This window comes from Burkholderiales bacterium, from assembly GCA_023511995.1.
GTDB lineage: Bacteria > Pseudomonadota > Gammaproteobacteria > Burkholderiales > Thiobacteraceae > Thiobacter.
The window spans coordinates 63,807-90,471 of sequence record JAIMAL010000007.1 but is presented as its reverse complement, the minus strand read 5'-3'; the positions used below and the strand labels follow the sequence as shown (position 1 = coordinate 90,471).

The following is a 26,665-nucleotide window of genomic DNA, read 5'->3' as shown; positions in this document are numbered from 1 at the left end:
GGTTTTCTCCTATTGCTGAACCGGTTTGATGCTGGATTCGATCAGCCGCGCGTCGAACTGTTCCAAAAGCTCCCGCACGAAGGGATCGCCCTCGATGGCCTCCACCGCCCGCGCCTGCTTTAGCGCCCGCTCGTTTTGCGCCCGTTGTGCGGGGGTGGGCCCCTTAAGGGTACCCGTCTCGATGAGAAGCTTGAGGGGCCTGCCGAAATGGGCTTCCAGTGCCTGACGCAGTTTTTCCTGATAGGGCTTGTCCGTGAGATGCCGGTGCTCCGGCGGCACCATGAGGCGGATGAGGCCGTCGGTGAAGGCGGCAAGCTCACAGTGTTCGGCCAGCATGCGCGCCATGCCCGACATGGGCAGGCGGGCGATGAGGCCCGCCCAGTCGCCGTCGAATGCTTGAGCCCCCTTGGCTTGCGCCCCGGGCGGTTCTTTGCGCGCGCTGTCCCCGTCAGTTTTTTTTTGAGCAGGGCCGGGCGCACCAGTTGCCGTAACTGCCGCGGCTTCGGCGGCCTCTTCCCCCTCCCCGCACTCCTCCGGGCGGAAGGCGAGCAGGCGCAGCAGCGTCATGGTGAAGCCCGCGTACTCGTCGGGGGCCAGGGGCAGGTCGCGCCGCCCGGTGAGGACGATCTGGTAATCGAGCTGCACCTCCTCCGGCGTCATGAGCCGGGCAAGCTCCAGGATGCGGGCGCGCTCCGGCAAATCCTCGGGCAGGGCGGCGGGCACCGTCTGCGCCAGCGCCACCTGATGCAGCAGCACCCCCAAATCCTGCAGCGCCGCCTCGAAGGAAAGGCTGTGCTCCGCCATGCGGTCGGCCACGGCGATGAGTTGCGGCCCATCCCGCGCCACCAGGGCGTGGAGGAGATCGAAGAGATACCCCTGGTCCACCACGCCCAGCATGGCGCGCACGTCCGCCTCCTGGATGCGCCCGCTGCCGTGGGCGATGGCCTGGTCGGTGAGGCTCAAGGCATCGCGCATCGAGCCCTGCGCCGCGCGCGCCAGAAGCCGCAGCGCCGCCGGTTCGAACTCGATCCCCTCAGCCTGCAACACCCGCGTCAGGTGCGCCACGATGGCCGGGGGCGACATCTGCTTGAGATTGAACTGCAGGCAACGGGACAGCACGGTCACCGGAATCTTCTGCGGGTCGGTGGTGGCGAGGATGAATTTCACATGTTCCGGCGGCTCCTCCAGGGTCTTCAGCATGGAGTTGAAGGCCGCCTTGGAGAGCATATGCACCTCGTCGATGAGGTACACCTTGAAGCGCCCGGCGGTGGGGGCGTACTGGGCGTTGTCCAGCACTTCGCGCATGTTGTCGATGCCGGTGTTGGAGGCGGCATCAAGCTCGATCATGTCCACGAAACGGCCCTGGTCGATGGCCGTGCAGGCCGCGCAAACGCCGCAGGGCTGCGGGGTGATGCCGGTCTCGCAGTTCAGGCATTTGGCGATGATCCGCCCGAGGGTGGTCTTGCCTACGCCGCGGGTGCCGGTGAGCAGATACGCATGGTGCAGACGTTTCTGTTCCAGGGCGTTGGACAGGGCGCGCACCACGTGCTCCTGCCCCACTATCTCGGCGAAGGTGCGGGGGCGCCATTTGCGCGCGAGGACTTGGTAACTCATGGGCCGATTTTATCAAAGGGCGCGGTGCCGGACCGCGAAGGGGGGTGGCGAGCCTTACCCCCGGCACTTGCAGTGAGCGGCTGTGGCTGCTTCCTTCCGGACCTGACCAGGTTCACCGCCTTGCAATGCGGGGAGGCCCGCCATGTAAGGGTTGGGCCGGCATCATCCCCCATCGGGGAGGAGAAATCAAGGGTATGCCTAGCTTTCCAGCAGTTTCAATACGTCCTCGATTTCACGCCGGATCGCAGCGAGATCGACAGCGGGCTTGGCGGCGGTATCGGGCTCATCGAGCAGGCCCGACTCCAGACGGTTGCGCGCGCCACTGATGGTGAAACCCTGCTCGTAGAGGAGCTCCCGGATGCGCCGGATGAGGAGCACCTCGTGGTGCTGGTAGTAGCGGCGGTTGCCCCGCCGCTTGACCGGTTTGAGCTGGGTGAATTCCTGTTCCCAGTAGCGCAGAACGTGGGGTTTGACGCCACACAGCTCGCTCACCTCGCCGATGGTAAAGTAGCGTTTTGCCGGAATGGGCGGCAAGGCGTCGGTCTTGGTGTTCTGCATGGCCCGGGGAGGAAAAGAGCGCGTGAGAAGACGTCAGGCGGCTATTCGCCCGCCGTTTCGGTTTGCGGTTCGGCCTGATTAGCCTGCTGTTCCCGCAGCCGGCGGGCAAAGGATTCCTCCACCAGGGACTTGAGCTTCTGGCTGGCGTGGAAGGTCACGACCCGGCGGGCGCTGATGGGGATTTCCGCCCCGGTCTTGGGGTTGCGTCCGGGCCGCTGGGGTTTGTCCCGCAACTGGAAGTTGCCGAAGCCAGACAGCTTGACGCTCTCCCCCGACTCCAGGGCGAGCCGCACCTCTTCAAAGAAGGATTCCACCATGTCCTTGGCTTCGCGCTTGTTCAGTCCGACTTTTTCGAAGATTAGGTCGGCCAGTTCGGCTTTTGTCAAAGTCATAGGCTTCCTCGCGATGCGACTAGTGCCGCAGCCTGGCCCCGAAACGGTCGGCCAGGACCTGGGTGAGGCTCGCCATGACCGCGTCCACCTCAGCGTCGGTCAGGGTCTTGCGAGTATCCTGCATTAGAATCCGGAAGGCAAGACTTTTCTTTCCAGAATCAATGCCTTTGCCTTGATAGAGGTCGAACAGCGCCACCTCCGTGACCTCCGGGGGCGCCGCCTCCCTACAGGCGGCAAGCATGGCCCCGGCTTCCACGTTTTCGTCGACGATCACGGCAAGATCGCGTCTTACCGGCGGAAATTTGGACACTTCCGTGTACCGGGGCAGCCGCGCACCCGTCAGCGGCGCCACCAGGAGCTCGAACAGCACCGGCGCCGCCGGCAGCTCGTATTTTTGCACCCAGCGGGGATGGAGGCTGCCCAGCCAGCCGATGCGCTGCCCGCCATAGAGGATTTCCGCGCACTGGCCCGGATGCAGGGCGGGGTGGCTGCCGCGGCGGAAGGTGAGCTTCTGTTCACCATCGGCCACGCCCGCGAACAGGGTTTCCACGTCCCCCTTGACGTCGAAGAAATCCACCGGCCGGCTGGGAAGCCCCCATTGTTCCGGGTCCGCCGGCCCATAGGCGATGCCGGCCAGGCGTTTGGGTTGCTCGAAGCCGTCCCCGCCCCGATGGAAGGTGCGCCCCAGCTCGAACAGGCGCACCCGCGACTGACGGCGGTTGAGATTGAAGCGCAGGCAGTCCAGCAAACCGCCCCACAGGGTGGTGCGCATCACCCCCAGGTGGGAGGCGATGGGATTTTTCAAGGCCACCGCCCCGCCCAGCCCCAGATCCTGTTCCCATTGGGGATCGACGAAGCTAAAGGTCACCACCTCGTGGTAGTCCCGCAGCACGAGCCGTTCCTTAAGCGCAAGCTCCCCCCGCCGGGCCTCCGGCAGCGGCAGGATGGTGGCGGGCGCCAGCGGCCGTTGCGCCGGGAGATTCTCGTAACCATGGAGGCGGACGATCTCCTCGATGAGGTCCTCCTCGATGGTCAGATCGAAGCGCCAACTGGGCGGCACCACCACGAGCGCCCCTGCAGCCGCGCGTACCTGAAGGCGCAGGCGCTCGGCCAGCACCCGGATGTGCCCATCGGACAGCTCAAGCCCGGAAACCCGCCGCACCCGTTCCGGTCGCAGGCGGATGGGGGGCCGTTCGGGCAGGCGCCCGGTGACTTCGGTGATGGGGCCGGCGGCCCCGCCGCAGATGTCCAGGATGAGCCGCGTGGCGTATTCCAGGCACTCGCGCGTGGCGGCAAAGTCCACGCCCCGCTCGAAGCGGTAGGAGGAATCGGTGGCAAGCCCCAGACGGCGGGCGCGGCCGGCAATGGCGCCGGGATCGAAGAAGGCCGCCTCGAGGAAGACATCGCGCGTGGTTTCGTCCACCGCCGTTTCCGTTCCGCCCATGATGCCGGCCAGGGCCACCGGCCGGGCGGCGTCGGCAATCACCAGCATGTCCGGGGCAAGCTCCACCGTCTCGCCATTGAGGAGGGTAAGCCGCTCCCCATGCTGGGCGAAGCGCACGGTGATGGCACCAGTAAGACGCCCAAGGTCGAAGGCATGCATGGGCTGGCCCCGTTCCAGGAGCACATAGTTGGTGATGTCCACCACCGGACTGATCGCCCGCACACCGCTGCGGGCCAGGCGCCGCACCATCCACTCCGGGGTGCGTGCGCTTGGGTCAATGCCGGTAATGACGCGCCCGCAATAGCGGGGACAGGCGCCGGGCTCAGCCACCACCACGGGCAGGGTCTGCCCATGCGCCGGCGGCACCGGCTGTGGCTGCGGCAGGCTCAAGGGACTGCCGGTCACCGCCGACACCTCGCGGGCGATACCGGCCACACTCAGGCAATCGCTGCGGTTGGGCGTAAGCTTCAGGGTGAAAATGCGATCGTCGAGGTCCAGATACGCCCGCAGGTCCGCCCCCACCGGTGCATCGGCGGGCAGCACCATGAGCCCGGCGGCGTCCTCTGCGAGCCCCAGTTCTTTTGCCGAGCAGAGCATGCCGAAGGAATCCACGCCGCGCACCGTCGCCTGACGGATGGGCCCACCCGGAAGTTGCGCCCCCACCCGCGCACAGGGCACCCGCAGCCCCGGCGCCGCATTGGGCGCGCCACAGACGATCTGCAGCTGGGCATCGCCCACATCCACCCCGCAGACCTGGAGACGGTCGGCGTTGGGATGCTTGCTCACGGCTTTGACCTCGGCCACCACCACGCCCGAGAAAAGCGGCGCGGCGGGCTCCACCGCCTCCACCTCGAGGCCGGCCATGGTCAGCACATGGGCCAGCGCCTCGCTGGTGAGGGGCGGATCGACGAAGCGGCGCAGCCAGTTCTCCGAAAATTTCATGACTTACGCAAACTGTTTGAGAAAGCGCAGGTCGTTTTCGAAGAAAAGCCGCAGGTCGGGCACGCCGTAACGCAGCATGGCCAGCCGCTCCACGCCCAGGCCGAAGGCGAAACCGAGATAGCGCTCGCTGTCGATGTCGCCATGTTTGAGCACATTGGGGTGCACCATGCCGCAGCCGCCGATTTCCAACCAACCGCCGTTCCAGCTCATGTCGATCTCGGCGGAGGGTTCGGTGAAGGGGAAGAACGAAGGCCGGAAGCGCACTTCGAGATCGTCCCGTTCGAAGAAGCGCTGCAGGAAGTCCTGCACCACGCCCTTGAGATGGGCGAAGCTCAGGTGCTCATCGATCCACAGGCCTTCCACCTGATGGAACATGGGCGAATGGGTGGCGTCGGAATCCACCCGATACACCCGGCCGGGTGCCACGATGCGGATGGGGGGCCGGTGCGTCTGCATGTAGTGGATTTGCACCGGCGACGTGTGGGTGCGCAGCACGTGCGCCTCGTCCACGTAGAACGTGTCGTGCATGGCCCGCGCCGGGTGGTTCTCCGGAATGTTGAGGGCGGTGAAGTTGTAGAAATCCGTCTCGATTTCCGGGCCATCGGCGATGTCGAAGCCAAGGGAGAGAAACAGCGCCTCGATGCGGCTCAACACCCGTGTGACGGGATGCAGGCCGCCCACGCCCCGCCCCCGCCCGGGCAGGGTGACATCAAGGGCCTCGGCGGCAAGCTGCATCTCCAGCGCCTTGAGGCGGATGGCTTCCCGCCGCGCCTTCAGCGCCTCCTCGATGCGCTGCTTGGCGGCGTTGATGGCCGCCCCCGCCGCTGGCCGTGCCTCGGCGGGCAGCTTTCCCAGCGTCTTCATGAGCTCGGTGAGCTTGCCCGTCTTGCCGAGCCAACGCGCCTTGACCTGCTCCAGCTCGGCGGCAGACTCGATGGCACCCAGGGTGTCGAGCGCCTCTTTGACGATGGCATCCAGGTTTTCGATGGACATGGTCTTCCCGCAAATGGAAAAGGAGGCGGCGATGCCTCCTTTCCCTGTCCTGCCGACCACCCCGGCGGGCGGTGCGCAGAGGCGAATCCGCGGCGCCGCTTCCCTCAGGCCGCGAGGCTGGCCTTGGCCTGTTCCGCCAGCCTGGCGAAGGCGGGTTTGTCGAAGACGGCCAGGTCGGCCAGCACCTTGCGGTCAACTTCGATGGCCGCTTTCTTCAGGCCATTCATGAAGCGGCTATAGGTGAGGCCGAATTCCCGCGCACCGGCATTGATGCGGGCGATCCACAAGGCACGGAACTGACGCTTGCGCTGACGGCGGTCGCGGTAGGCATACTGCCCGGCCTTCATCACCGCCTGTTTGGCGACGCGATAGACATTCTTGCGCCGGCCACGATAGCCCTTGGCCTGTTCCAGCACCTTCTTGTGACGCGCGCGCGCCGTCACACCACGTTTTACGCGAGGCATCGTCCTTCTCCTTTACACGTAGGGCAACATGGCGCGGATGCGGCGGGCATCACTCGCATCCACGAGGGTCATGCCGCGCAGGTTGCGCTTGCGCTTGGTGGTTTTTTTGGTCAGGATGTGGCGCAGATTGGCGTGGGTACGTTTGACCGCACCGCTGCCCAGGGCCTTGAAACGCTTGGCCGCGCCACTCTTGGTTTTCATCTTCGGCATTTTTGCTACTCCGCATTCGTGGGAAGACTGCCTTCCCTGACCACGCCCGCGTGCGGCGGGGGGCCGATTCATCAAAACAAGCCGTAGGCAGAAGCTACACCTGTTTGGGCTGAGCTTCCTTTTTGCCGGCCTTTTCCGACTTGTGCTTTTTCAGGGGCGCCATCACCATCACCATCTGCCGCCCTTCGAGTTTCGGGTATTGCTCCACCTGGCCATATTCCGCCAGGTCGTTCTCGACCCGTTTCAGGAGCCGCAGACCAAGCTCCTGATGGGTCACCTCCCGTCCGCGAAAACGCAGCGTGATTTTGGCCTTGTCGCCTTCCTGCAGGAAACGTATCAGGTTGCGCAGTTTGACCTGATAGTCCCCCTCGTCCGTTCCCGGACGAAACTTCACTTCCTTGACCTGGATCTGTTTCTGCTTGAGTTTCGCCTCGTGCCGCTTCTTCGCTTCCCGGTATTTGAATTTGCCGTAGTCCATGAGCCGGCAGACCGGGGGCTTGGCGGTCGGCGCAATTTCCACGAGGTCGATGTCGTTTTCCTCGGCAAGCGCCAGGGCCTGTTGCAGGCTGACGATCCCCAACTGTTCCCCATCCATGCCGATGAGGCGAACCTCCGGCGCGGTGATCTCTTCGTTGACCCGCGCCTCCTTTTCCTGAGCGATAGCAGAAACCTCCAATCAAGTTAACGCGCCGGGCGATTTGCGGCTCACGAAGCCGCCATTCGCCATGGTCCTTTCCCCACTGCCCTTGCCAAAAGGGGGAAAAGGCGGGGAAACGCTGCGCGTTATTCCACGTTAAAGCGAGGAGCCCGCTGACCCGGTCAGCGGGCTCCTCGCTCCAATCCAGCCGTCAGGCCACCTTGGCCGCGATCTCCTGGCGCATGCGCTCGATCAGCGCAGCCACGGTCATCTGGCCCAGGTTCTCGCCCTTGCGGGTGCGGACGGCCACCTGGTTTGCCTGCACTTCCTTGTCACCACAGATGACCTGGTAGGGCAGCTTTTGCAAACTATGTTCCCGGATTTTATAGTTGATTTTCTCGTTTCTCAAGTCCGTTTCCACGCGCAGGCCCGCCGCCCGCATTTCCGCCGCCACCCGCGCGGCATAGTCGGCCTGGGCGTCGGTGATGTTCATCACCACCGCCTGCACCGGTGCGAGCCACAGGGGCATGGCACCGGCATGGTGCTCGATGAGGATGCCGATGAAGCGTTCCAGGGAGCCGAGAATCGCCCGGTGCAGCATGACCGGCACGCGGCGGCTGTTATCCTCGGCCACATAATGGGCGCCCAGGCGTTCGGGCAGGGCGAAATCGAGCTGGATGGTCCCGCACTGCCAGACCCGCCCCAGGCAATCCTTGAGGGCGAATTCGATCTTCGGGCCGTAGAATGCCCCTTCCCCGGGCTGCAGCTGGTAGGCGAGCCCCTTGGCCTTGAGCGCCGCCTCCAGGGCCGCCTCCGCCTTGTCCCAGGTTTCGTCCGTACCCACCCGCTGCGCCGGCCGCGTGGACAGCTTGACGGAAACCTCCTCGAAGCCGAAGTCCCGGTACACCTCCAGCAAAAGGTCGATGAAGGCCGACACCTCGCCCTGAACCTGTTCCTCCGTGCAGAAGATGTGGGCATCGTCCTGCACGAAGCCGCGCACCCGCATGATGCCGTGCAACGCCCCAGAAGGCTCGTTGCGATGACAGGCACCGAATTCGGCCAGGCGCACCGGCAAATCCCGGTAGCTCTTGATCCCCTGGTTGAAAATCTGGATGTGCCCGGGGCAGTTCATGGGTTTCACCGCGTAGTCGCGGTTTTCCGAGCGGGTGGTGAACATGTGCTGCCGGTAGTTTTCCCAGTGGCCGGACTTTTCCCACAGCACCCGATCCATCACCTGCGGCGTGCGCACTTCCTGATAGCCGTGGGCGCACAACTTGGCGCGCACGTACTGTTCGATCTCCTGCCAGATGATCCAGCCCTTGGGGTGCCAGAACACCATGCCCGGCGCCTCCTCCTGCAGATGGAAGAGGTCAAGCTGCCTGCCCAGCTTGCGGTGATCCCGTTTCTCCGCCTCCTCCAGGCGGTGCAGATAGGCTTCCAGGTCCTGCCGGCGCAGCCACGCCGTGCCATAGATGCGCTGCAGCATCTCGTTGCGGGAATCCCCCCGCCAATAGGCCCCCGCCACCTTCATGAGCTTGAACACCTTGAGCCTACCGGTGGAGGGGACGTGCGGACCGCGGCAGAGGTCGGTGAAATCCCCCTGCCGATAGAGGGAGATTTCCTCGTCTTCCGGGATGGACTCGACGATCTGCGCCTTGTAATGCTCGCCGAGGTCCTTGAAATAACGGATGGCATCCGCCCGAGGCAGGGTGAAACGGGTGATGGGCAGGTCCTGCTGGGCGAGCTCCGTCATGCGTTTCTCGATGGCCGCCAAGTCCTCGGGCGTGAACGGGCGCTTGTAGGAGAAGTCATAGTAGAAGCCGTCCTCTACCACGGGGCCGATGGTGACCTGGGCCTCGGGGTAGAGCTGCTTGACCGCCTGCGCCAGCAGGTGGGCGGTGGAGTGGCGGATGACTTCCAGGGCCTCGGGGTCCCTGTCGGTGACGATGGCCACTTCGGCATCGTTCTCGATGCGATGGGAGGTGTCCACCAGCCTGCCATTCACCCGCCCGGCGAGGGCGGCGCGCGCGAGTCCCGGCCCGATGGCGGCCGCCACTTCGGCGACCGTCACGGGATGATCGAAGGTGCGCTGCGAACCATCGGGCAAGCGGATCGTGGGCATGGCGGCACTCGCGGACCTGGGCTTTCAAAACAACAAGAGCCAGGCATGGCCTGACTCTCATGGGGAATTGGTAGGCGCGATTGGACTCGAACCAACGACCCCCACCATGTCAAGGTGATGCTCTAACCAGCTGAGCTACGCGCCTGCAAAGCGGCGATTATAACGGAGACGCCCGCCCAAGACAAACCGCCACCCCTCTTCAGGCCGGGTACTGCGCCAGATGGTGGCGGATGCGGCGCAGGGTTTCCTCGCGGCCCAAAAGCGCCATCACCGCATCGATAGAGGGCGTCTGGGTCTCCCCCGTCACCATCACCCGCAGCGGCATCGCCACCTGGGGCAATTTCAGTTTGTGGGCGGCCACGGTCTCTTTCAAGAGACGGTTGATCGCCTCGGCGTTCCATTCGACGCTTTCCAGCCGCGCCACCAGCTCCTTCAGCACCGGCCGGATTTCCGCTGTCAGATACTGGGCTCGCAGCTCGGCGCGGGGTTCCAGGGGACGATAAAAATACACCGCCGCATCGGCCAGCTCCCTGAGGGTGCTGACGCGGGGTTTGAGGAGCTCCACCACCTTGACCGGGTCCGGTCCGTGGCGGGGGTCGCAGCAGTCCGCCGCCATGAAGGGACGCGCCAGCTCCACCAGGTGAGCACTGTCGGTGGCCTTGATGTACTGGGCATTGACCCAGGTAAGTTTCTCCGGGTCGAACTTCGCCGGCGACTTGCTGATGTCCTTGAGGTCGAACCACTCAATGAACTGATCCATGGTGAAAATCTCGTCGTCCCCATGGGCCCAGCCCAGACGGGCCAGGTAATTGAGCAGGGCTTCCGGCAGATAACCATCGTCCCGGTACTGGGTGACGCTCACCGACCCGTGGCGCTTGGAAAGCCTTTCCCCGTCGTGGCCCAGGATCATCGGCACATGGGCGTAGTGGGGAATGGGCGCACCCAGCGCCTGCAAGATGTTGATCTGGCGCGGCGTGTTGTTGAGATGATCGTCCCCACGGATGACATGGGTGATGGCCATGTCCCAGTCATCCACCACGACGCAGAAATTGTAGGTGGGCGTGCCGTCGGCGCGGGCGATGATGAGATCGTCGAGCTCGGCGTTCTTCACCACCACCCTGCCCTTCACCAGATCGTCGATGATCACCTCGCCGTCGAGGGGATTTTTGAAGCGCACCACGGGGCGCACGCCGGGCACCGGCGCCGTACGGTGACGGCAGCGGCCATCGTAGCGGGGCTTGAGTCCCTTGGCGCGCTGGGCCTCGCGCATGGCCTCGAGCTCCTCCCTGCTGCAATAGCAGTGGTAAGCCTTGCCTTCGGCAAGCAGCTTGTCGATCACCTCCCGGTAGCGATCCATGCGCCGGGTCTGGAAAAACGGCCCTTCGTCGTAATTGAGGCCAAGCCACGCTATGCTGTCGAGGATGGCCTGCACGGACTCCTGCGTGGAGCGCTCGAGGTCGGTGTCCTCGATGCGCAGGATGAAGCTGCCGCCATGCCTGCGGGCATAGGCCCAGGAAAAAAGCGCGGTGCGGGCGCCGCCGATGTGCAGGTAACCGGTGGGGCTGGGAGCGAAGCGGGTGCGGACCATGGCTGACCGGGAAAAAGTGCGCATTTTACGCGAAGCCGGCGCAGTCCCCCAAGTGCAATTGACCCTGATCGGTGGAATGTGCTTAAATTGCGCACCCGCTCAGGGGCGGTTAGCTCAGCGGTAGAGCACTGCCTTCACACGGCAGGGGTCGCTGGTTCGATCCCAGCACCGCCCACCAAATCCTCTTCCTTCATCCCCCTTCACCCCTGCCGTGTTCAGGCCGCGAGCTGCCTTTGCCCCAAGGGCACGGCCCTCGGGCGCACACGGCAGGGGTTCCGCTGGCCATGGTGCAAAGCGGCATACGGCATGCTATATTTGCCAGATAGGAGATGGCATTCCTCCTCATAACCGCCCACGTGGCTGATGATGCCTACATGATTCCCCGGTACGGGGGAGGTGTGGGTATGCGGGCGGTTCATCCGATGCCTCCTTTCATCACCTCTCCCGTTCCACGAAAAATGCAATCAGGAAAGGAACGGAATGGGGTATTCCGCACTGCTGGCCGTGTTCGGTGGCGCGGGTGCGGGCGCGAGCCTGCGCTGGTGGCTTGGCACCCGGCTTAATCCCATCTTTCCCACCCTTCCCCTGGGCACGCTGGCGGCAAATCTCCTGGGAGGCTATCTGGTCGGGGTGGCGGTGGAAGTCTTCGCGCACCATTCGGCGCTGCCGCCGGAAGCGCGCCTGGCCGTCATCACCGGCTTCATGGGCGGGCTCACCACCTTCTCGACCTTTTCCACCGAAGTGGTCACGCTGCTGCTGCGCGGCGAGTACCTGTGGGCGGCGGTGGAGGCGAGCGTGCACCTTTTCGGTTCGTTCGCCCTGACCGCCCTCGGCATGATGACCGTGCGCCTGCTGCTGGCCCGTGCATGAGGAGACCGTCGTGACTTCAGCCGAGGCCGCCTGCCCCTTCTGCACCGCGGAGGAAATGCTCTGCCGCAATGCGTTGGCCTATGCCCGCTGGGACAAGTATCCCGTCAACCCGGGCCACGTGCTTATCATCCCCTTTCGTCACGTCGCCAGTTTCTTCGACACCACGCCGGAAGAACGCCAGGCCCTGTTCAGCCTGCTGGACGAATTGCGCGCGCGACTCGACGGCGAGTTTCACCCCGCTGGTTACAACATCGGCATCAACGTGGGGAAAGCGGCCGGCCAGACCATCATGCACGTGCATCTGCACCTGATTCCGCGCTATCGCGGTGACGTGGAGCAACCGCGCGGTGGTGTGCGCGGCGTCATTCCCGCGCGCCAGAACTATTGACCGGAACGGAGGCGGCATGGAGGGATTTTTTCTGCGCTTCTACATACACGAGAACCAGCGCCATCGTCATACCCTGTTGTGGGAGTGGCTGCTGGCGGAGGCCAACAAGCTGGGCATCCGCGGTGGTTCCGCGTTTCACGCCATGGCAGGATTCGGCCGTCATCATGTCCTGCACGAGGACCGGTTCTTCGAACTGGCCGGCAGCCAGATCGTCGAGGTGGAGTTCATCATCACCGAGGATGAGGCAAGACGCCTCTTGGATCTCCTACACCGGGAAAAGGTGCGCGTGTTCTACGCGCGCATTCCCGCCCGCTTCGGCGTGATCAATCCGGACGACGAGGACCCACCCACCTTGGCCGCTCAATAACAAAGGAGAACAACGATGACCGAAATCTGGGCTCAGGCGGCGTTGTGGCTGGGGCTGGCCCTGGTGGCGACGCTGTTGTCCATCTACCTGCGGGTTGCCACCGCCCTCTCCGAGATCGTGGTGGGCACCGTCGCCCAGCTCATCATCGGCGCCGCACTGGGCGGAGCCTTGCTCAAGGGGGACGCCACCTGGATCAAGTTCCTCTCCGGCGCGGGAGCCATCCTGCTCACCTTTCTCGCGGGCGCGGAGCTGGACCCCGCGTTCTTCAGAAGCCACTGGAAACCCACGGTGGGCATCGGGCTGGTGGGCTTTGTCGCGCCCTTTCTCCTGTGCGCGGCAGCGGCCCACTGGCTGCTGGGTTGGAGCACACCGTCAAGCTGGCTGGCGGGCGTGGCCATGTCCACCACCTCGGTGGCAGTGGTGTACGCGGTCATGCTCGAATTCGGGCTCAATACCACCGATTATGGCAAGACGGTTCTGGCCGCCTGCTTCGTCAACGACCTGGCGACCGTGATCGCGCTGGGCCTGCTGTTTTCGCCCTTCACCTGGAAGACGCTGGTCTTCGCCGCCGGGGTCGCAGCGGCCGCGCTCATTCTCCCCCGCGTGGTGCCGCGTTTCTTCAAGCGCTACGGTAACCGTCCCTCCGAACTGGAGGCGAAGTTTCTCATGCTGTGTCTGTTCAGCCTGGGCGCGCTGGCGGGTTGGGCGGACAGCGAGGCGGTGTTGCCGGCGTATCTGGTGGGGATGATCCTGGCCGGCACGGTGGGCAGGGACCATGCCCTAGTGAGAAGGCTGCGCACCCTGACCCTGGGTTTCCTCACCCCCTTCTATTTCATCCGCGCCGGCTCGCTGGTGTCGCTGCCGGCGCTCGCTGCAGCGCCGCTTGCATTCGTGATTCTGCTTTTGTCGAAGATGGTGGCCAAAATCGCCGGCGTCTATCCGGCAACCCTCTACTACAGATCACCCCGGCAGGAGGCCATGTACACCACAATGCTCATGTCCACCGGACTCACCTTCGGCACCATCTCGGCCCTGTTCGGCTACTCCCACGGGCTCATTGACCAGGGACAGTATTCGGCCATCGTAGCGGCGGTGGTGGCCAGCGCGGTGGTGCCCACGCTCATCGCGAACGCGTTTTTCCTGCCCCGTCACCTTTTGCCCCAGGAGAAGAACGAAGCGGCAGAGGGGTCCCATAGAGATGCACAGACACTGGCCCGCCGCTGATCCCCTCGCCAGCCACATTGCCATTCGTTCCCGAGGGGATGAAGGATTTTCCTCCCTGCGATGATTAGGAGACGCCCATGATCCACAAGATACTGATCGCCTACGACGGCTCGGACGCCGCCAAGCACGCGCTGGAGTTTGCCCTGGACCTGGCAAACCACTATGCGGCGGAACTGCACGTACTGGCCGTGGCACGGGTGCCGGAGTTGGGCGAGGAGGTCGAAACCGAGGCCGTGATCGAGCAATCCCGCCGCCACTGCGAGCGAGCCCTGCAGCCGGTGAAGGCCCGCCTGGCGGGCAATCCCCTGAAAATCTCATTCGAGATCGAGATCGGCCATCCGGCGGTGCAGATCGTGCGCTACGCCGAGCGCCATGGCATCGACCACATCGTCGTCGGCCATCGCGGCCACACCCTGTTCGACCGTTGGCTGCTGGGCTCGGTGGCGAAGCAGGTGATGATCCACGCCCACTGCCCAGTGACGGTGGTGCGCTGATCGGCCGCGCCCCCCGGCAGGTGCCACCCACTCACCCGCTAAGACCGCGGCCTCCGCCACGGTCAGTGAGGGGCACGGGGGCGGCCAGCCAGTCCCCCTGCACGTAATCCACACCGATGCGCTTCAGGCGCTCCAGGATCGCCGCACTCTCCACACATTCGGCAATGGTACGCAGGCCCACGACGCGGCCGATGCGATGGATGGCCTCCACCATGGCTTCGTCCATGGGATCGGTGTCCATGTCACGGACAAAGGCGCCATCGATCTTGAGATAATCCACCGGCAGGTTTTTCAGATAGTTGAAGGAGGACAGGCCGCTGCCGAAATCATCCAGGGAGAAGGTGCAACCCTTGCTCTTCATCGCCTCGATGAAATGGATAGCCTCGCGCAGATTGGTGATCGCCGCGCTTTCGGTGATTTCAAAGCAGATGCGCCCATGGGGCACGCCGTTGAGGTCGAACTGACGCTCGACGAAGCCAAGGAAGTTGTCGTCGCACAGGGAATGACCGGACAGATTCACGGTGAGGATGGGGCCGTTCGGATCGTCGCCGAAAGACTCGTGGAACAGGGAACACACCTTGCTGATCACCCAGCGGTCGATCGCCGGCATGAGGTTGTAGCGTTCCGCTGCCGGGATGAAGGCCATGGGCAGAACGGGCTGACCGTCATCCAGAAGCAGGCGCAACAGAATCTCCTGATGCGCGGGCCAGGGACTGCCCTCGGCCAAAGGCAGGATGGGCTGACGGTAGAGGCGGAAGCGGTTTTCCTCCATCGCCTGGCCGATGCGCACCGCCCACTGCATCTCCCCACGCCGCCGCTCCACTTCGCCATCCTGCTCCTGATAGACATGCACGCGGTTGCGCCCCAGATCCTTGGCCGCATAACAGGCGGCATCGGCCGCGCTCAACAGACTGGCCAGGTTGCCGCTGTCGGCGTTGATTTCCACCATGCCGATGCTGACCCCAATGCCGAAGGCGCGCTCCTGCCAGAAGAAGCGGAAATCCTTCACCGTCTGCCGCAACAGTTCGGCAATGGGTTGGGCCGAGGCCGCGTCACAGTTTTCCAGAAGCACCCCGAATTCATCGCCACCCAGGCGCGCCAGGGTGTCCCGTTCCCGCAGGCGGGATTGCAGCAAGGTCGAAAGCTGGCGCAGCAGTTCGTCACCGGCCACATGGCCGCAGGTGTCGTTGACCACCTTGAACTGGTCGAGATCGAGGTAGCACAGGGTATGCACCTGACCGTGGCTTCTGGCGCTGGCGAGGGCGCGCTCGACCCGTGCTTCGAATTCCCGGCGGTTGATGAGGCCGGTAAGCGTGTCGTGGGTGGCCTGGTAACTCAGGCGCAGGGTGGCATCGGCGATGCGTTGCTGCAGGTTGTCATGGGAAGCCTGCAGGGCGGCGGCCATGCTGTTGATGCCCGCTTCCAAAACCTTTAGCTCGCCGCCAGAATCCTCCGGCACACGGGCGTCCAACTGACCCAGACCGATTTTTTCCACGGTGCGCGCCAGACGCAGCACCGGCTCCGTCACCCGCCGGCCCATGCGCAGGGCGAGGAGGGCGGCGAGGATCAATCCCACGGCGGTGATGAGAAGCCCCTGACGCAGCACGGTCTCCTTTGCCCGTTGCGTTGCACTGCGGTTGAGCTCCACCGTCACATGGCCGATGAGGCGGCGTGCCGGGGGAGCCTGTCCCCACTCGTCCTCCACCGCCAACTGGGTGACCCAGATGGGCGCACTGAAATCCAGCGCCTGCGGCGAACTGGCCACCACCACGTTGACCCCTGCCTGCAGAGTGCCCACCGGTGGCAGTCGCACCCCCTCCCCGGCGGCCGCCAGGATTTCCCCATTGCGATCGGTGATGGCCACCCACTTCACATCCGCCTCTTCCGCCGCCGCCTGGGCAAGACGCCGCAATACTTCGCGGTTGCCGGAAAACACGCCGTACTCGGCGGCCGGGGCAAGCTGCCGGGCAATGGCGAGCCCCCGCTCGTGCAATGCGGCATCCAGTTCGGCCAAGCCCCGCTGGATGAAGAACCAGGCCAGCCCGAGGGCGATCAACGTCGCCGGGACCAGAGCAAGAAACAAGACCTGCCACTTGATGCTCCACCCCTTCATGGTCTGCCCCCCGCGCCCATCAATCGCTCCAACAACACCCGCTCCGATTCCACGGGAATCCCCAGCGAACGGGCCACCTGCGCGTTCACCGCAACGGAAAAATATTTCGGATATTGCGCCGCCGGCAACGTCGGAGGCGTGCCCAGCCCGTAGACGATTTCCGCCGCCTGTTGCGCGATCTGCGCCGGCGTCGAATACACCGCAACCAGCGCGCCCGCCTGCACATAGGCCTGGGAATAGGCCACCACTGGCTTTTGCGCCCGGTAACTCGTGAGCAGGATGGCCTGGGCGGTATTCCGGTTGAAGACCAGGGAATCGGGAACGGCAAGCAGGACGTCCGCCTCCGACAGCACCCGTTTGAGGGCAGCTAGCAGCGCCTCCTCTTCATCGATGCGCTCGGCCACCAGGATCATGCCCCGCTCCCGGGCCGCAGCCTGCAGGCTTCTCGCCTCCGCCGCCGACTCGGGGCCCAGCACCACCCCGACGCGTCTAACCTCTGGAAAAGCTTCGGCAATGAGGGCAAACCGCCGCCCCGGCGGCTGATCGAGGAAAATGGCCGACAGCGCCCGCGCCCCCGCCTTTGCCCGCAACTTAAGGAAACTCGCCCGCGGCAACAGCACCGCCAGCACAGGGGGCGCCGGCTCCAGGCGCAAGGCCTGCTCCGTTGCCCACACCCCCACACTCACCACGAGGTCGGCACGGGCCGCCTCCCCGGCGGCGGCCGGCGGCAAGACCGTCACCGACATCGCGCCGCGGCTTAAGAGTTCGTTCTGGAAACGCTGGGCGAATTCCTGGTACAGGGGCGCCTCGTCGCTCAACAGGACGGCCACGCTCGAAGGCGCCGCGAAGGCCGGCCCCGCCCCGAAGGCCAGCACCAGGCAGAGGCGGGCGAGCCACAGAATCAGACCGGTCATCCGGGCTTTCCCATCAGAACTCCGCCTTGAAAGTGACCAGGGTGCGACGGGTGAACTCGTTACGCTGCTCGGGCTTTACGGCATCCCACATGAAATCCCGGTAGGGCGCCCCCACGTTTTGCGCCACCAGGGCGAGCTCCGCCTGCCCGCCATCGAGGCGGAACCGCTTTGCCAGACGTAGGTCGCGCCGGCTGTAGGCCCGGATGTAATCACCACCATTGCCCAGCGGCGTCATGTCATCGTAGTAGTAATAGCCGAGGCTTGCCTCGATGCCGTGGGGAAAACGATGCGCCACGAGTCCCCCGAAGGTGTGGCGCGGATCGGTGCGGTAGAGGTCCCGCTCGGCGTTTTTCACCGGCCCGCCCGTGTCGCGGATTTGCACGAAGGCGTGGGCGAGGTGCAGGCGGGTTGGCCCCAGGTGCCAGGCGAGCTGGGTTTCGATGCCCCGTCGCGTGAACCAGTTGCCGCTGCGGAAAATCCAGGTGCCACCGCCGATGGCATCGGCCAGGATGACGTCACGGATGCGGTCCTCATAAAGGCGCACATCCCAGCTCAAGCCAAGGCGAGGCACTGCACCGAGATAGGCGAGCTCGCGGCTGGTGATGCGTTCCGGCGGCAGCCGCTCCGGACTCAGATACCACTGGAATGGCGGCAGACCGTTGAGCACGATCTTGTAGTCGGCGGCGTATTCGAGCAGCGTGGGGGTGCGCTGGGCCTGGGAAAACCCCAGACGCAGGCTGTGATCGCGCAGGACATGCCAGGTCGCCGCAAGACGCGGGGCGGGATCGGTTCCCGTCAAATCATTGTGTTCCACCATGGCGCCGGCGTTGAGGGTGAGACTTGCGGCGGGCCGCCACTCGGCGTGGCCGAAGAGACGCTGCAGACGATTGAGCCGGGTGGCATCGGTGCCCAGGTAGGCGGGCGCGTGGACGCGGTCATGGCGCAGGCTGGCACCCCAGACCAGGCGCAGCGTCGGCGTGGGCACCTGGATGCGCTGGATTTCCAGGTCATAACGCTCAGCATCCTCCATAAGACGCAGCGTGGTGGGCGGATTCGACACAGGGGTCACGAAAGCTTCCCGGTTGCGGTCGAAGCTGTAATAGAACTGCACGGCAAGCTCGTCGTCCGGGCCTGTGTTCCGCTGCCAGCGAAACTGCGCAAAGCCTGTCGCTGCATGGCGGTCCCGCGCCAGGTCCAGGGGGTCGCCAAACCAACCCACGCCCAGCCGGCCGCCACGCCAGCCGGCCTGAACCTGCAGGCTGTCGGTGGCGTTGAGCAGGCGATCACCCCGCACCAGGAGGGAATCCGTGTGCTGGCTGTCGTTGCGAGCGGCAAAGCCACTGTCCTCACGATGGCCCGCGCTGATGCGGAAATCCCAGCCGGCCCAGCGGCCGGCGTGGCGGAGGAAACCATCGCGCAGGTCCGGGTCCCCGGTCGTGGCACTGAACAAGGTCCCTTTGTCCTGGGCAGGATGGCGGGTGATGATGTTGATGATGCCAGTGAAGGAATTCGCCCCATAGGAAGCGGCGTTGGGGCCCCGCGTCACCTCGATGCGGTCCACCTCCTCCAGCGTCACCGGCAGCATGGACCAGCGCACCTGCCCCCAGGCCGGCGTATAGACGGAGCGTCCATCAACCAGCACCTGCAGCCTGCCGAAATAGGCATTGGTGAGGCCGTGGGCCACAATCACATCATTGCCCGCCGCATAGCCCACATAAAACCCGGGCACCAGGCGCATGACATCGGCGATCTCGCGGAATCCGGAGGCAAGCAGGGTCTCCCGGTCGATCACCGTCACCGCACTGGGTGCATCCTGCACCGGCTGCGCCAGACGGGAAACCGTCAACACCATGGGCACCTCTCCCAGGAATTCCGCTTCCGAAAGCGGCGTCTGCTCAGCGTGGGCCAACGGACCCGCCAGCAGACACAATGACACCGTCAGCCGACGGATGCCGCGGCCCCTTCTTTCCCCCTGCATGGCCTCCTCCTGCGCCTTCCCCTTGTTATCACCCGGGCGGGGTGAGCCGCCACAGGCAGCCCCCCTTGCTCTCCTTGTCCAGCTCCGCAAGCAACGCCTCGTGGGCAGCCAGCTCTTCCTCCGTCGCCCGCAGCACGACAAGGGGGGCATCACTCGTCATCAGGCCCGCGCCAGCCGCCGCCGGGGGCGTGTCGAGTTCGATCATCAGGCTTTCCTGACCGCGCGTCAGTGCCAGATACACTTCCGCCAGCAGCTCTGCATCCAGAAGCGCCCCGTGCAGGGTGCGGTTAGAGTTGTCCACGCCATAGCGCTTGCACAGGGCATCCAGGCTGTTTCTCTGGCCGGGATTGAGTTCCCGCGCGAGCTTCAGCGTATCCACCACGCCGGCGCAGTAATTGAGCAGGGGTTCCCGGCCGATCAGGGCAAGCTCATGATCGAGAAAACCGATGTCGAAGGGCGCATTGTGGATAACGATCTCGGCACCCTGGATGAAGGCGAGAAACTCATCCGCCACGTCGGCAAAGCGCGGTTTGTCGGCGAGGAACTCCACCGTCAGGCCGTGCACCTGCAGGGCGCCTTCGTCGATTTCCCGTTCCGGATTGAGGTAGCGATGGAAACGCTTGCCGGTCAGACGCCGGTTGACGAGCTCCAGCGCCGCCAGCTCGATGAGGCGATGCCCCTGGGCGGGATCGAGGCCCGTGGTTTCCGTATCCAGGATGATCTGTCTCATGCTTGAATTCCCTTGCCCTTCGCCAGTTCGGCGCAGCCGCGGTTGGCGAGTCGGTCGGCCCGTTCGTTGCCGTCGTGGCCCGCATGGCCACGCACCCAGATCCACTCGATGTGGTGTTTGGCGGCAAGCTGATCCAGCTTGCGCCACAGATCCGCGTTTTTCACCGGCTTGTTGTCCGCGGTACGCCAGTCCCGCTTCTTCCAGTTGGGAAGCCACTCGGTGATGCCCTTCTGCACGTATTGGGAATCGGTGTGCAGGCGCACGCGGCTGGGTTTTTTCAGCGCCTCCAGGGCGCGGATCACGGCGGTGAGCTCCATGCGGTTGTTGGTGGTCACCGCCTCACCGCCCCACAGCTCGCGCTCGTGTTCGCCATAGCGCAGCAGCGCCCCCCAGCCGCCCGGGCCAGGGTTGCCCTTGCAGGCACCGTCGGTGTAGATGTCCACCATTTTCGCTTCAGCCAACGGGTTGTTCCTCCCGCGGCTGGTGCAGGGGGGTGAGCTGCCGTTGTGGCGCGGCGGCGAGGCGCTGGCGGGTGGCAAGGCGCTCCTGCCAACTGGGCAGAATGAGGCGCATGCCGTGTACCCGCTTTTTTGCCTGGAGGAAATACACGCCCCCTCCCAGCGGCCACCAGCGGTCACCCGCCTTTTCCAGGAAGTTGAGACGCTCCCGCCAGCGGCTGCTCACAAACGGCGGCGCATAGCAGCACATGCGCCCGCCAGTGATCTCGAAATTCAAAAGGGACAACCAGTCCTTCATCCGCATGAGGGGGATGAAGCGGCCATTCCAGGGATAGCCATCCGTGCGCCGGTTGAGGAGACGCTTCAGGCCCCACAGGCTGAAGGGATTGAAGGCGCTGATGAGGACCTGCCCTTCCGGCATCATCACTCTTTCCACCTCCCGCAGGACCTGGTGGGGATCGGCCGCGAATTCCAGCACGTGGGGCAAGAGCAACAGATCAATGCTTTGGCTTGCCACCGGCAGAAAGTGGGCATCGGCGACGACGCGCACCCCTTCGCCGACGCCGATGGCCGCGCGCAGGGGAATGCGGCAGGCACGCAGGAAATCGAACTGGGGCAGGCCCAACTGGAGGGCATTGAAGCCGAAGATGTCGGCCACGGTTTCATCGAAATAGGCCTGCTCCCGTGCCAAAAGATCGCGGCCCAGGGGCGTGGCGAACCACTCCGCGGCGGTGGGCATTGACAGGCGGGCCTCCCCCGTCGATATTTGGACCATGCTCACCCTCCTTCCCCTTCCTGCCTTTGCGGACAACTATATCTGGCTCATGCACGACGGACGTCACGCGGCTGTGGTGGACCCGGGCGATGCCGAGCCGGTGAGGGCCCATCTTGAAGCGCATGGGCTGATGCTGCGCGCCATCCTGGTCACCCACCATCATCACGATCACGTGGGGGGTGTGGCCGCGCTGGCGGCCCAGTTCCACGTTCCCGTCTATGGACCGGCCGGGGAACCCATCCCGGCACGCACGCATCCGGTGGGCGCAGGCGAGACCGTGCACGTGGACGGCCTCGAAGTGGATTTCCAGGTGATACCTGTGCCGGGACACACCCGCGGACACGTCGCGTATTATGACCGAAAGCACCTCTTCTGTGGCGACACGCTGTTCGCCTGCGGCTGTGGCCGCCTCTTCGAGGGAACGGCGCAGCAGATGTATGACTCGCTGTCGCGGCTTGCCGCCCTGCCCGCCGACACGGAAGTGTATTGCGCCCATGAATACACCCTGGCCAACATCCGTTTCGCGCGCCGGGTGGAACCGGACAACGAGGCACTCAGTCGCCGCGAGGTGGCCGCACGCGCCCTGCGTGAGCAGGGACTGCCCACCCTGCCCTCGACCATGGGTCTCGAACGCGAGACCAATCCTTTCCTGCGCGCCCATGAGCCCACGGTGCGGGCCAGCGCCGAAGCCCATGCCGGGCATGCGCTGCCCGACGCGGTGGCGGTATTCGCCACCCTGCGCGCATGGAAGGATGGCTTTCGCGGCTAAGCCGTGGCGCGCCCAGCCGTCCCTTGGGGGATTGCGCTTTTTAGGCTTCTTCTCCTGCTGCTTTTGAGCCTGCCCCCCGCGGCTTTCGCCGAGGCCCCCACGGTGGCGGTCGCCGTGCTGGCGCGCCTTCCCCATGACGGCGAGGCCTTCACCCAGGGTCTGCTCTGGTACAAAGGCGCGCTCATCGAAAGCACCGGCCGCTACGGTGCCTCCAGCCTGCGCCGCCTCGATGCGCAAAGCGGCCGCGTGCTTTTGCGCACGCGCCTTCCCGACGCGCTCTTCGCCGAAGGGGTGGCAGAGATTGGCGGGGAATTGTTCCTCCTCACCTGGCAGGAAAACCAGCTTTTGCTGGGCGATCCTGCCACGCTGCGGGTCAAGCGTTCGGCCCCCTACCCTTACGAGGGATGGGGCGCCACCAGCGACGGCCGCCATCTCATCGTCAGCGACGGCAGCGCCCTGTTGCGCTTCCTTGACCCCCGCAGCCTCCGGGTTTTACGGGAGGTGATGGTGCGCGACGGCACCACACCGGTGGCCTATCTCAACGAGCTGGAATGGGTGGAAGGAGAAATTCTCGCCAACGTCTGGGGACAGTCCCGCATCGCCCGCATCGATGCGCGCACGGGCGAGGTGCGCGCCTGGCTTGATCTCACACCGCTGCTGCCGCCGGAGGTGGAAGGGGACAGCGAGGCCGTGGCCAACGGCATCGCCTATGATCCCGGCCAGCGCGTGCTCTATGTGACGGGCAAACGCTGGCCGGTGCTCTACCGGCTGGCCTGGCCGCCCCGTTGAGGGGGGAATCAGCGGGCAAGGGCCAGCATCAGACCGTTCAGCCGGTGCACGAAGCCCGCGGGGTCCTCGAGCTGCCCCCCTTCGGCGAGCAGGGCCTGGTCGAAGAGGAGTTGACTCCACTCCTTGAAGCGTTCGCCATCCGTCTCGTCCTTGAGGCGGGCGACGATGGGATGGTGTACGTTGATCTCCAGCACCGGTTTCACCCCCGGCACTTTCTGCCCCGCCGCCTTGAGCAGCCGCTCCAGGTTCATGCTCATCTCGTGTTCCCCGGTCACCAGACACGCCGCCGAGTCGGTGAGACGCCGTGACACGCGCACGTCCTTGACCGCATCCCCCAGCGCCTCCCGGATGCGGGCGATGAGGTCCTTGAATGCTTCGGCCTCCTGGCCGTGGGTTTTCTTTTCCTCCTCGTCTGCCAGAGCCCCCAGATCGAGGTCGCCCTTTGCCACCGACTGCAGGGGTTTGCCCTCGAATTCGTGCAGATAGGAGAGCATCCACTCGTCCACGCGGTCGTAGAGGAGGAGCACCTCGATGCCCTTCTTGCGGAAGACTTCCAGATGCGGGCTGTTCTTCGCCGCCGCATAGCTTTCCGCCGTGACGTAGTAGATTTTCTCCTGACCGGGTTTCATGCGGGCCACATAGTCGGCCAGCGACACATCCTGCACCTCGCCCGGGGAGACGGTGCTGGTGAATCGCAGAAGCCGCGCCAGCCTGTCCTTGTTGGCGAAGTCTTCGCCCACGCCCTCCTTCAGCACGCGGCCGAATTCCTTCCAGAACTCTCCATATTTTTCCTTCTCGTTTTGTGCCAGGTCCTCGAGCAGATCCAGCACCTTGCGCGTGGCACCGGCGCGGATGGCATCGATGTCCCGCGAGTGTTGCAGAATCTCCCGCGACACATTGAGCGGCAGGTCATTGGAGTCGATCACCCCCCGCACGAAGCGCAGATAATGGGGCATGAGGCGCTCCATGTCCTCCATGATGAAGACCCGGCGCACATAGAGCTTGATGCCGTGCCGCTGCTGCCTGTCCCACAGATCGAACGGCGCATGGCGTGGGATGTAGAGCAGCAGCGTGTACTCGTGCCGGCCTTCGACCTTGCTGTGCACGTAGGCAAGGGGCGGCTCGAAGGCATGGGCAACGTGGCGGTAAAATGATTCGTACTGTTCCGGAGTGACCTCGCTTTTGGGCCGCGCCCACAGGGCACTCGCCTGATTGACCTGTTCCTCCTCCTCGCCGCCTTCCTTTTTCATCAGGATGGGCAGGGCGATGTGGTCGGAATACTTGTGGATGATGGCCCGCAGCCGCCAGGGCTCGAGGAATTCATCCTCCCCTTCGCGTAGGTGGAGGATGACGTCGGTGCCATGGCCCGCCTTCTCCACGTTCTCCAGGGTGTATTCCCCCTCGCCGGTGGATTCCCATTTCACGCCGTGCTCGGGGGTCAGACCGGCGCGACGGGTGATGAGCGTCACCCGGTCGGCGACGATGAAGGAGGAGTAGAACCCGACGCCGAACTGGCCGATGAGGTGGGCGTCCTTGGCCTGGTCGCCCGTCAGTTTTTCCAGGAATTCACGGGTGCCGGAACGGGCGATGGTGCCGATGTTCTCGATCACCTCCGCCCGGGACATACCGATGCCATTGTCGGAGATGGTGAGGGTGCGTGCCGCCTTGTCCACGCTCACCCGGATTTTCAGGTCGGTGTCCCCCTCGTAGAGGGCGGGATCGGAAAGGGCTTCGAAACGCAGCTTGTCGCAGGCATCGGAAGCGTTGGAGATGAGCTCCCGCAGGAAGATTTCCTTGTTGCTGTACAAGGAGTGAATGACCAGGCGCAGCAACTGCTTGACTTCGGCCTGGAAACCCAGCGTTTCACGGGTGGCATCCACGGTCATGACGGTTCTCCCTTTTTGCCGACAGAGGAAACGCCAGCAAAAATGGAGACGGACCGCGGCTCTTTCAAGAGGAGCGTGGCCTTAAGGTGCGGGCCGACCCTGCAGATCCCGTAGCCGCACCGTGCGGTAGCTTTTGGGCAGAGCAAAGAGCGGCCGCCGCTCCGGCAGCCCGCTCTCGTAGTTGAGCAGCCGCCGCACGGAGCCATCGGCGTCGGCTTCGTGCAGGGGCAGGCCGTTTTTCAGCCACATCCCGTGGTCGAAGACGAAACGGGCGAGGTCACAGGGGTGGCGCAGCTCCGGCGGTGTGGCGAGGTAGGTCAGGCTTTGGCTGGCGGTCATCAGCTCATTGAACTCGCCAAGCGCCTGCACCACGTCCGGCAATAAAGTGGGCGAGGCGGTGATGCGGCTGCACGGCTGCCCATTGACGCGGATATCGAAAGTGCGATTGCCCCGCTCCTCCAGCAGCACATCCTCCTTCACCTCCCACTTAGCTGGCCGCTTCACCTCGATGGGGCCGGGCTCGATGACGAGGATGGTGCGCTGATCGTGCACCACGTTGTAGGCCAGCCGCGTCTGCCGGTCGAAGAGGACGAAATCGTCGCGGTCCTGCCCGTAGTCCATGCGCAGATAGCGGTCGGTGATGAGGTAGCGCGTGATATAACCGCCGCCATCCGCCGGCTGGTCCATGAAACTCACCTCCACCATGCCCTCGGCACGGGCAAGGGTGCTGGCGGCAAGCAGGATAAGCGCGGCCAGCCGGCTCATCGGGCAAGCCCCCGCGCCAGGTCCGCCTGGATGTCTTCCACCGCCTCCAGGCCCACCGCCACCCGCAGCAGCCCTTCCCCGATGCCGGCGGCGGCGCGCTGTTCCGGTGTCAGCCGGCCATGGGTGGTGCTGGCGGGATGGGTGAGGGTGGTCTTGGTATCCCCCAGGTTGGCGGTGATGGAAATGAGCCGCGTGGAGTCGATCACCCGCCAGGCCGCCGCCCGGCCCCCCTTCACCTCGAAGGAGACGATGCCCCCGCCGCTTTTCTGCTGGCGCATGGCCAACGCATGCTGGGGATGGGAAGGCAGGCCGGGATAGAAGACCCGTTCCACCGCGGGCTGGGCCTCCAGCCAGCGCGCCAGGGCGAGGGCATTGGCGGAATGGGCCTCCATGCGCAGACGCAGGGTTTCCAGTCCCTTCAGGATCACCCAGGCGTTGAAGGCGGAAAGGGTCGGCCCCGCGGTGCGCAGGAAGCCATAGACCCCTTCCAGCAGCGCCTTGCTGCCCAGAACCGCGCCCCCCAGCACCCGCCCCTGACCATCGAGGTATTTGGTGGCCGAATGGATGACGAGGTCCGCACCCAGTTTCAGCGGCTGCTGCAGAATGGGCGTGCAGAAACAATTGTCCACCGCCAGCCAGGCGCCATGGCGGTGGGCGATGTCCGCCAGCGCGGCGATGTCACAGATTTCGGTGAGCGGGTTGGAGGGCGTCTCGACAAACAGCAGCCGCGTGTTGGGACGGATCGCCGCCTCCCATTCCGCCACCTCCACCGGCGAGACGAAGGTGGTCTCCACGCCAAAACGTTTGAGGATGTTGCCGAACAACTGCACCGTGGCGCCAAACAGGGCGCGCGAGGCAACGACGTGATCGCCGGCCGCCAGCAGGCCCATGGCGCAGGCGAGGATCGCCGACATGCCGGAAGCCGTGGCCACACAGGCTTCAGCGCCCTCGAGGGCGGCGAGCCGCTCCTCGAACATGCTCACCGTGGGGTTGGTGAAACGGGCATAGATATTGCCCGGCTCTTCCCCGCTGAAGCGTCTGGCCGCCTGTTCAGCGGAATCGAAGACGAAGCTGGAGGTGAGGAACAGCGCCTCCGAGTGTTCGTGGAATTCGCTGCGCCGGATGCCGGCGCGTACCGCCAGGGTGTCCAACCGATACTCGTCGCTCATGTCTTGCTCCAG

General features: G+C 64.9%; 26 protein-coding genes, 2 tRNA genes and 1 other RNA gene. 8 read left to right on the top strand and 21 right to left on the bottom strand.

The genetic code is table 11. The annotated features are described in order from the left end of the window. Positions 1-9 precede the first annotated feature (9 nt). From dnaX to gltX, 12 genes are all read right to left on the bottom strand, one after another. Positions 10-1,614, bottom strand: a complete 1,605-nt coding sequence (dnaX, locus tag K6T56_05450) for a DNA polymerase III subunit gamma/tau (protein MCL6555788.1) — start codon at positions 1,612-1,614, stop codon at positions 10-12. 43 nt (positions 1,615-1,657) lie between these two features. After that, positions 1,658-1,756, bottom strand: an RNA gene (gene ffs, locus K6T56_05445) — signal recognition particle sRNA small type. Positions 1,757-1,812: 56 nt separating this feature from the next. Further along, positions 1,813-2,172, bottom strand: coding sequence for a MerR family transcriptional regulator (locus K6T56_05440; GenBank protein MCL6555787.1), 360 nt, complete (start codon positions 2,170-2,172; stop codon positions 1,813-1,815). Between the two features lie 41 nt (positions 2,173-2,213). After that, entirely contained in the window at positions 2,214-2,564 is a 351-nt protein-coding gene (locus K6T56_05435) for an integration host factor subunit alpha (protein ID MCL6555786.1), read from the bottom strand. Positions 2,565-2,583: 19 nt separating this feature from the next. Then, complete coding sequence (gene pheT / locus K6T56_05430) at positions 2,584-4,950, bottom strand: phenylalanine--tRNA ligase subunit beta (protein MCL6555785.1); 2,367 nt, start codon at positions 4,948-4,950, stop codon at positions 2,584-2,586. A gap of 3 nt (positions 4,951-4,953) precedes the next feature. Next, entirely contained in the window at positions 4,954-5,943 is a 990-nt protein-coding gene (gene pheS / locus K6T56_05425) for a phenylalanine--tRNA ligase subunit alpha (protein ID MCL6555784.1), read from the bottom strand. A gap of 104 nt (positions 5,944-6,047) precedes the next feature. Further along, positions 6,048-6,407, bottom strand: coding sequence for a 50S ribosomal protein L20 (gene rplT, locus K6T56_05420; GenBank protein MCL6555783.1), 360 nt, complete (start codon positions 6,405-6,407; stop codon positions 6,048-6,050). Between the two features lie 12 nt (positions 6,408-6,419). Further along, entirely contained in the window at positions 6,420-6,617 is a 198-nt protein-coding gene (gene rpmI / locus K6T56_05415; GenBank protein ID MCL6555782.1) for a 50S ribosomal protein L35, read from the bottom strand. Between the two features lie 94 nt (positions 6,618-6,711). After that, positions 6,712-7,278: a translation initiation factor IF-3 gene (infC, locus tag K6T56_05410; GenBank protein ID MCL6555781.1), complete on the bottom strand. Its 567-nt coding sequence runs from the start codon at positions 7,276-7,278 to the stop codon at positions 6,712-6,714. Between the two features lie 187 nt (positions 7,279-7,465). Further along, on the bottom strand, positions 7,466-9,376 hold the full coding sequence (thrS, locus tag K6T56_05405; GenBank protein MCL6555780.1) for a threonine--tRNA ligase: 1,911 nt from the start codon (positions 9,374-9,376) through the stop codon (positions 7,466-7,468). A 68-nt stretch (positions 9,377-9,444) separates the two neighbouring features. Next, positions 9,445-9,521: transfer RNA gene (locus K6T56_05400), tRNA-Val, on the bottom strand. A 54-nt stretch (positions 9,522-9,575) separates the two neighbouring features. Further along, entirely contained in the window at positions 9,576-10,964 is a 1,389-nt protein-coding gene (gene gltX / locus K6T56_05395; GenBank protein MCL6555779.1) for a glutamate--tRNA ligase, read from the bottom strand. A gap of 103 nt (positions 10,965-11,067) precedes the next feature. Here gltX and K6T56_05390 point away from each other — a divergent pair. The 6 genes from K6T56_05390 (at position 11,068) to K6T56_05365 (ending at position 14,307) form a co-directional block, all read left to right on the top strand. Then, positions 11,068-11,142 (top strand) — tRNA-Val (locus K6T56_05390). Positions 11,143-11,444: 302 nt separating this feature from the next. Then, complete coding sequence (gene crcB / locus K6T56_05385; GenBank protein MCL6555778.1) at positions 11,445-11,834, top strand: fluoride efflux transporter CrcB; 390 nt, start codon at positions 11,445-11,447, stop codon at positions 11,832-11,834. Positions 11,835-11,889: 55 nt separating this feature from the next. Continuing rightward, on the top strand, positions 11,890-12,222 hold the full coding sequence (locus K6T56_05380) for an HIT family protein (protein MCL6555777.1): 333 nt from the start codon (positions 11,890-11,892) through the stop codon (positions 12,220-12,222). A 16-nt stretch (positions 12,223-12,238) separates the two neighbouring features. Next, the gene (locus tag K6T56_05375; GenBank protein ID MCL6555776.1) at positions 12,239-12,589 is read left to right on the top strand and encodes a DUF190 domain-containing protein; all 351 of its coding nucleotides are present in this window, start codon (positions 12,239-12,241) and stop codon (positions 12,587-12,589) included. Between the two features lie 15 nt (positions 12,590-12,604). After that, a complete protein-coding gene (locus K6T56_05370; protein ID MCL6555775.1) occupies positions 12,605-13,813 on the top strand; it encodes a cation:proton antiporter in 1,209 nt (402 codons plus the stop codon). Between the two features lie 80 nt (positions 13,814-13,893). Continuing rightward, on the top strand, positions 13,894-14,307 hold the full coding sequence (locus tag K6T56_05365) for a universal stress protein (GenBank protein ID MCL6555774.1): 414 nt from the start codon (positions 13,894-13,896) through the stop codon (positions 14,305-14,307). Between the two features lie 31 nt (positions 14,308-14,338). Here K6T56_05365 and K6T56_05360 read toward each other — a convergent pair whose 3' ends face one another. From K6T56_05360 to K6T56_05335, 6 genes are read right to left on the bottom strand one after another with little or no spacing between them, the layout of a single operon-like run. After that, entirely contained in the window at positions 14,339-16,420 is a 2,082-nt protein-coding gene (locus tag K6T56_05360) for an EAL domain-containing protein (protein MCL6555773.1), read from the bottom strand. Beyond that, complete coding sequence (locus K6T56_05355; protein ID MCL6555772.1) at positions 16,417-17,334, bottom strand: hypothetical protein; 918 nt, start codon at positions 17,332-17,334, stop codon at positions 16,417-16,419. Before K6T56_05355 ends, K6T56_05360 begins: the two co-directional genes overlap by 4 nt. A gap of 13 nt (positions 17,335-17,347) precedes the next feature. After that, positions 17,348-19,312 carry a TonB-dependent receptor gene (locus K6T56_05350; GenBank protein MCL6555771.1) on the bottom strand — a complete coding sequence of 655 codons (1,965 nt, stop codon included), beginning with the start codon at positions 19,310-19,312 and terminating at the stop codon, positions 17,348-17,350. 28 nt (positions 19,313-19,340) lie between these two features. Beyond that, the gene (dnaQ, locus tag K6T56_05345) at positions 19,341-20,042 is read right to left on the bottom strand and encodes a DNA polymerase III subunit epsilon (protein MCL6555770.1); all 702 of its coding nucleotides are present in this window, start codon (positions 20,040-20,042) and stop codon (positions 19,341-19,343) included. Beyond that, positions 20,039-20,488, bottom strand: coding sequence for a ribonuclease HI (rnhA, locus tag K6T56_05340; GenBank protein ID MCL6555769.1), 450 nt, complete (start codon positions 20,486-20,488; stop codon positions 20,039-20,041). Before rnhA ends, dnaQ begins: the two co-directional genes overlap by 4 nt. Before the next feature lie 7 nt (positions 20,489-20,495). Beyond that, positions 20,496-21,239: a class I SAM-dependent methyltransferase gene (locus K6T56_05335; GenBank protein MCL6555768.1), complete on the bottom strand. Its 744-nt coding sequence runs from the start codon at positions 21,237-21,239 to the stop codon at positions 20,496-20,498. Positions 21,240-21,273: 34 nt separating this feature from the next. Between K6T56_05335 and gloB the strand changes: the two genes are divergently transcribed. After that, positions 21,274-22,044, top strand: coding sequence for a hydroxyacylglutathione hydrolase (gene gloB, locus K6T56_05330; GenBank protein MCL6555767.1), 771 nt, complete (start codon positions 21,274-21,276; stop codon positions 22,042-22,044). Between the two features lie 3 nt (positions 22,045-22,047). Then, positions 22,048-22,833: a glutaminyl-peptide cyclotransferase gene (locus K6T56_05325; GenBank protein MCL6555766.1), complete on the top strand. Its 786-nt coding sequence runs from the start codon at positions 22,048-22,050 to the stop codon at positions 22,831-22,833. Positions 22,834-22,841: 8 nt separating this feature from the next. Here the strand turns inward: K6T56_05325 and htpG are convergent, their stop codons facing one another. The 3 genes from htpG to K6T56_05310 all read right to left on the bottom strand — a co-directional run bounded on the left by htpG (position 22,842) and on the right by K6T56_05310 (position 26,653). Continuing rightward, positions 22,842-24,719 (bottom strand): molecular chaperone HtpG, encoded by a 1,878-nt coding sequence (gene htpG, locus K6T56_05320; protein ID MCL6555765.1) that lies wholly within the window; start codon positions 24,717-24,719, stop codon positions 22,842-22,844. Between the two features lie 81 nt (positions 24,720-24,800). Beyond that, a complete protein-coding gene (locus K6T56_05315; GenBank protein MCL6555764.1) occupies positions 24,801-25,484 on the bottom strand; it encodes a hypothetical protein in 684 nt (227 codons plus the stop codon). Beyond that, positions 25,481-26,653: an O-succinylhomoserine sulfhydrylase gene (locus K6T56_05310; protein MCL6555763.1), complete on the bottom strand. Its 1,173-nt coding sequence runs from the start codon at positions 26,651-26,653 to the stop codon at positions 25,481-25,483. Before K6T56_05310 ends, K6T56_05315 begins: the two co-directional genes overlap by 4 nt. Positions 26,654-26,665 lie beyond the last annotated feature (12 nt).

What these genes read in the sequence shown, in the direction of transcription:
- K6T56_05375 (MCL6555776.1), top strand. Translation starts at nt 12,239, where the DNA reads ATGGAGGGATTTTTTCTGCGCTTCTACATACACGAGAACCAGCGCCAT.
- K6T56_05315 (MCL6555764.1), bottom strand. Translation starts at nt 25,484, where the DNA reads ATGAGCCGGCTGGCCGCGCTTATCCTGCTTGCCGCCAGCACCCTTGCC.
- rplT (MCL6555783.1), bottom strand. Translation starts at nt 6,407, where the DNA reads ATGCCTCGCGTAAAACGTGGTGTGACGGCGCGCGCGCGTCACAAGAAG.
- rnhA (MCL6555769.1), bottom strand. Translation starts at nt 20,488, where the DNA reads ATGGTGGACATCTACACCGACGGTGCCTGCAAGGGCAACCCTGGCCCG.
- K6T56_05380 (MCL6555777.1), top strand. Translation starts at nt 11,890, where the DNA reads ATGCTCTGCCGCAATGCGTTGGCCTATGCCCGCTGGGACAAGTATCCC.
- pheS (MCL6555784.1), bottom strand. Translation starts at nt 5,943, where the DNA reads ATGTCCATCGAAAACCTGGATGCCATCGTCAAAGAGGCGCTCGACACC.
- pheT (MCL6555785.1), bottom strand. Translation starts at nt 4,950, where the DNA reads ATGAAATTTTCGGAGAACTGGCTGCGCCGCTTCGTCGATCCGCCCCTC.
- K6T56_05350 (MCL6555771.1), bottom strand. Translation starts at nt 19,312, where the DNA reads ATGCAGGGGGAAAGAAGGGGCCGCGGCATCCGTCGGCTGACGGTGTCA.
- K6T56_05435 (MCL6555786.1), bottom strand. Translation starts at nt 2,564, where the DNA reads ATGACTTTGACAAAAGCCGAACTGGCCGACCTAATCTTCGAAAAAGTC.
- crcB (MCL6555778.1), top strand. Translation starts at nt 11,445, where the DNA reads ATGGGGTATTCCGCACTGCTGGCCGTGTTCGGTGGCGCGGGTGCGGGC.
- dnaQ (MCL6555770.1), bottom strand. Translation starts at nt 20,042, where the DNA reads ATGAGACAGATCATCCTGGATACGGAAACCACGGGCCTCGATCCCGCC.
- htpG (MCL6555765.1), bottom strand. Translation starts at nt 24,719, where the DNA reads ATGACCGTGGATGCCACCCGTGAAACGCTGGGTTTCCAGGCCGAAGTC.
- K6T56_05360 (MCL6555773.1), bottom strand. Translation starts at nt 16,420, where the DNA reads ATGAAGGGGTGGAGCATCAAGTGGCAGGTCTTGTTTCTTGCTCTGGTC.
- K6T56_05310 (MCL6555763.1), bottom strand. Translation starts at nt 26,653, where the DNA reads ATGAGCGACGAGTATCGGTTGGACACCCTGGCGGTACGCGCCGGCATC.
- gloB (MCL6555767.1), top strand. Translation starts at nt 21,274, where the DNA reads ATGCTCACCCTCCTTCCCCTTCCTGCCTTTGCGGACAACTATATCTGG.
- K6T56_05355 (MCL6555772.1), bottom strand. Translation starts at nt 17,334, where the DNA reads ATGACCGGTCTGATTCTGTGGCTCGCCCGCCTCTGCCTGGTGCTGGCC.
- rpmI (MCL6555782.1), bottom strand. Translation starts at nt 6,617, where the DNA reads ATGCCGAAGATGAAAACCAAGAGTGGCGCGGCCAAGCGTTTCAAGGCC.
- dnaX (MCL6555788.1), bottom strand. Translation starts at nt 1,614, where the DNA reads ATGAGTTACCAAGTCCTCGCGCGCAAATGGCGCCCCCGCACCTTCGCC.
- K6T56_05370 (MCL6555775.1), top strand. Translation starts at nt 12,605, where the DNA reads ATGACCGAAATCTGGGCTCAGGCGGCGTTGTGGCTGGGGCTGGCCCTG.
- gltX (MCL6555779.1), bottom strand. Translation starts at nt 10,964, where the DNA reads ATGGTCCGCACCCGCTTCGCTCCCAGCCCCACCGGTTACCTGCACATC.
- K6T56_05440 (MCL6555787.1), bottom strand. Translation starts at nt 2,172, where the DNA reads ATGCAGAACACCAAGACCGACGCCTTGCCGCCCATTCCGGCAAAACGC.
- K6T56_05335 (MCL6555768.1), bottom strand. Translation starts at nt 21,239, where the DNA reads ATGCCCACCGCCGCGGAGTGGTTCGCCACGCCCCTGGGCCGCGATCTT.
- thrS (MCL6555780.1), bottom strand. Translation starts at nt 9,376, where the DNA reads ATGCCCACGATCCGCTTGCCCGATGGTTCGCAGCGCACCTTCGATCAT.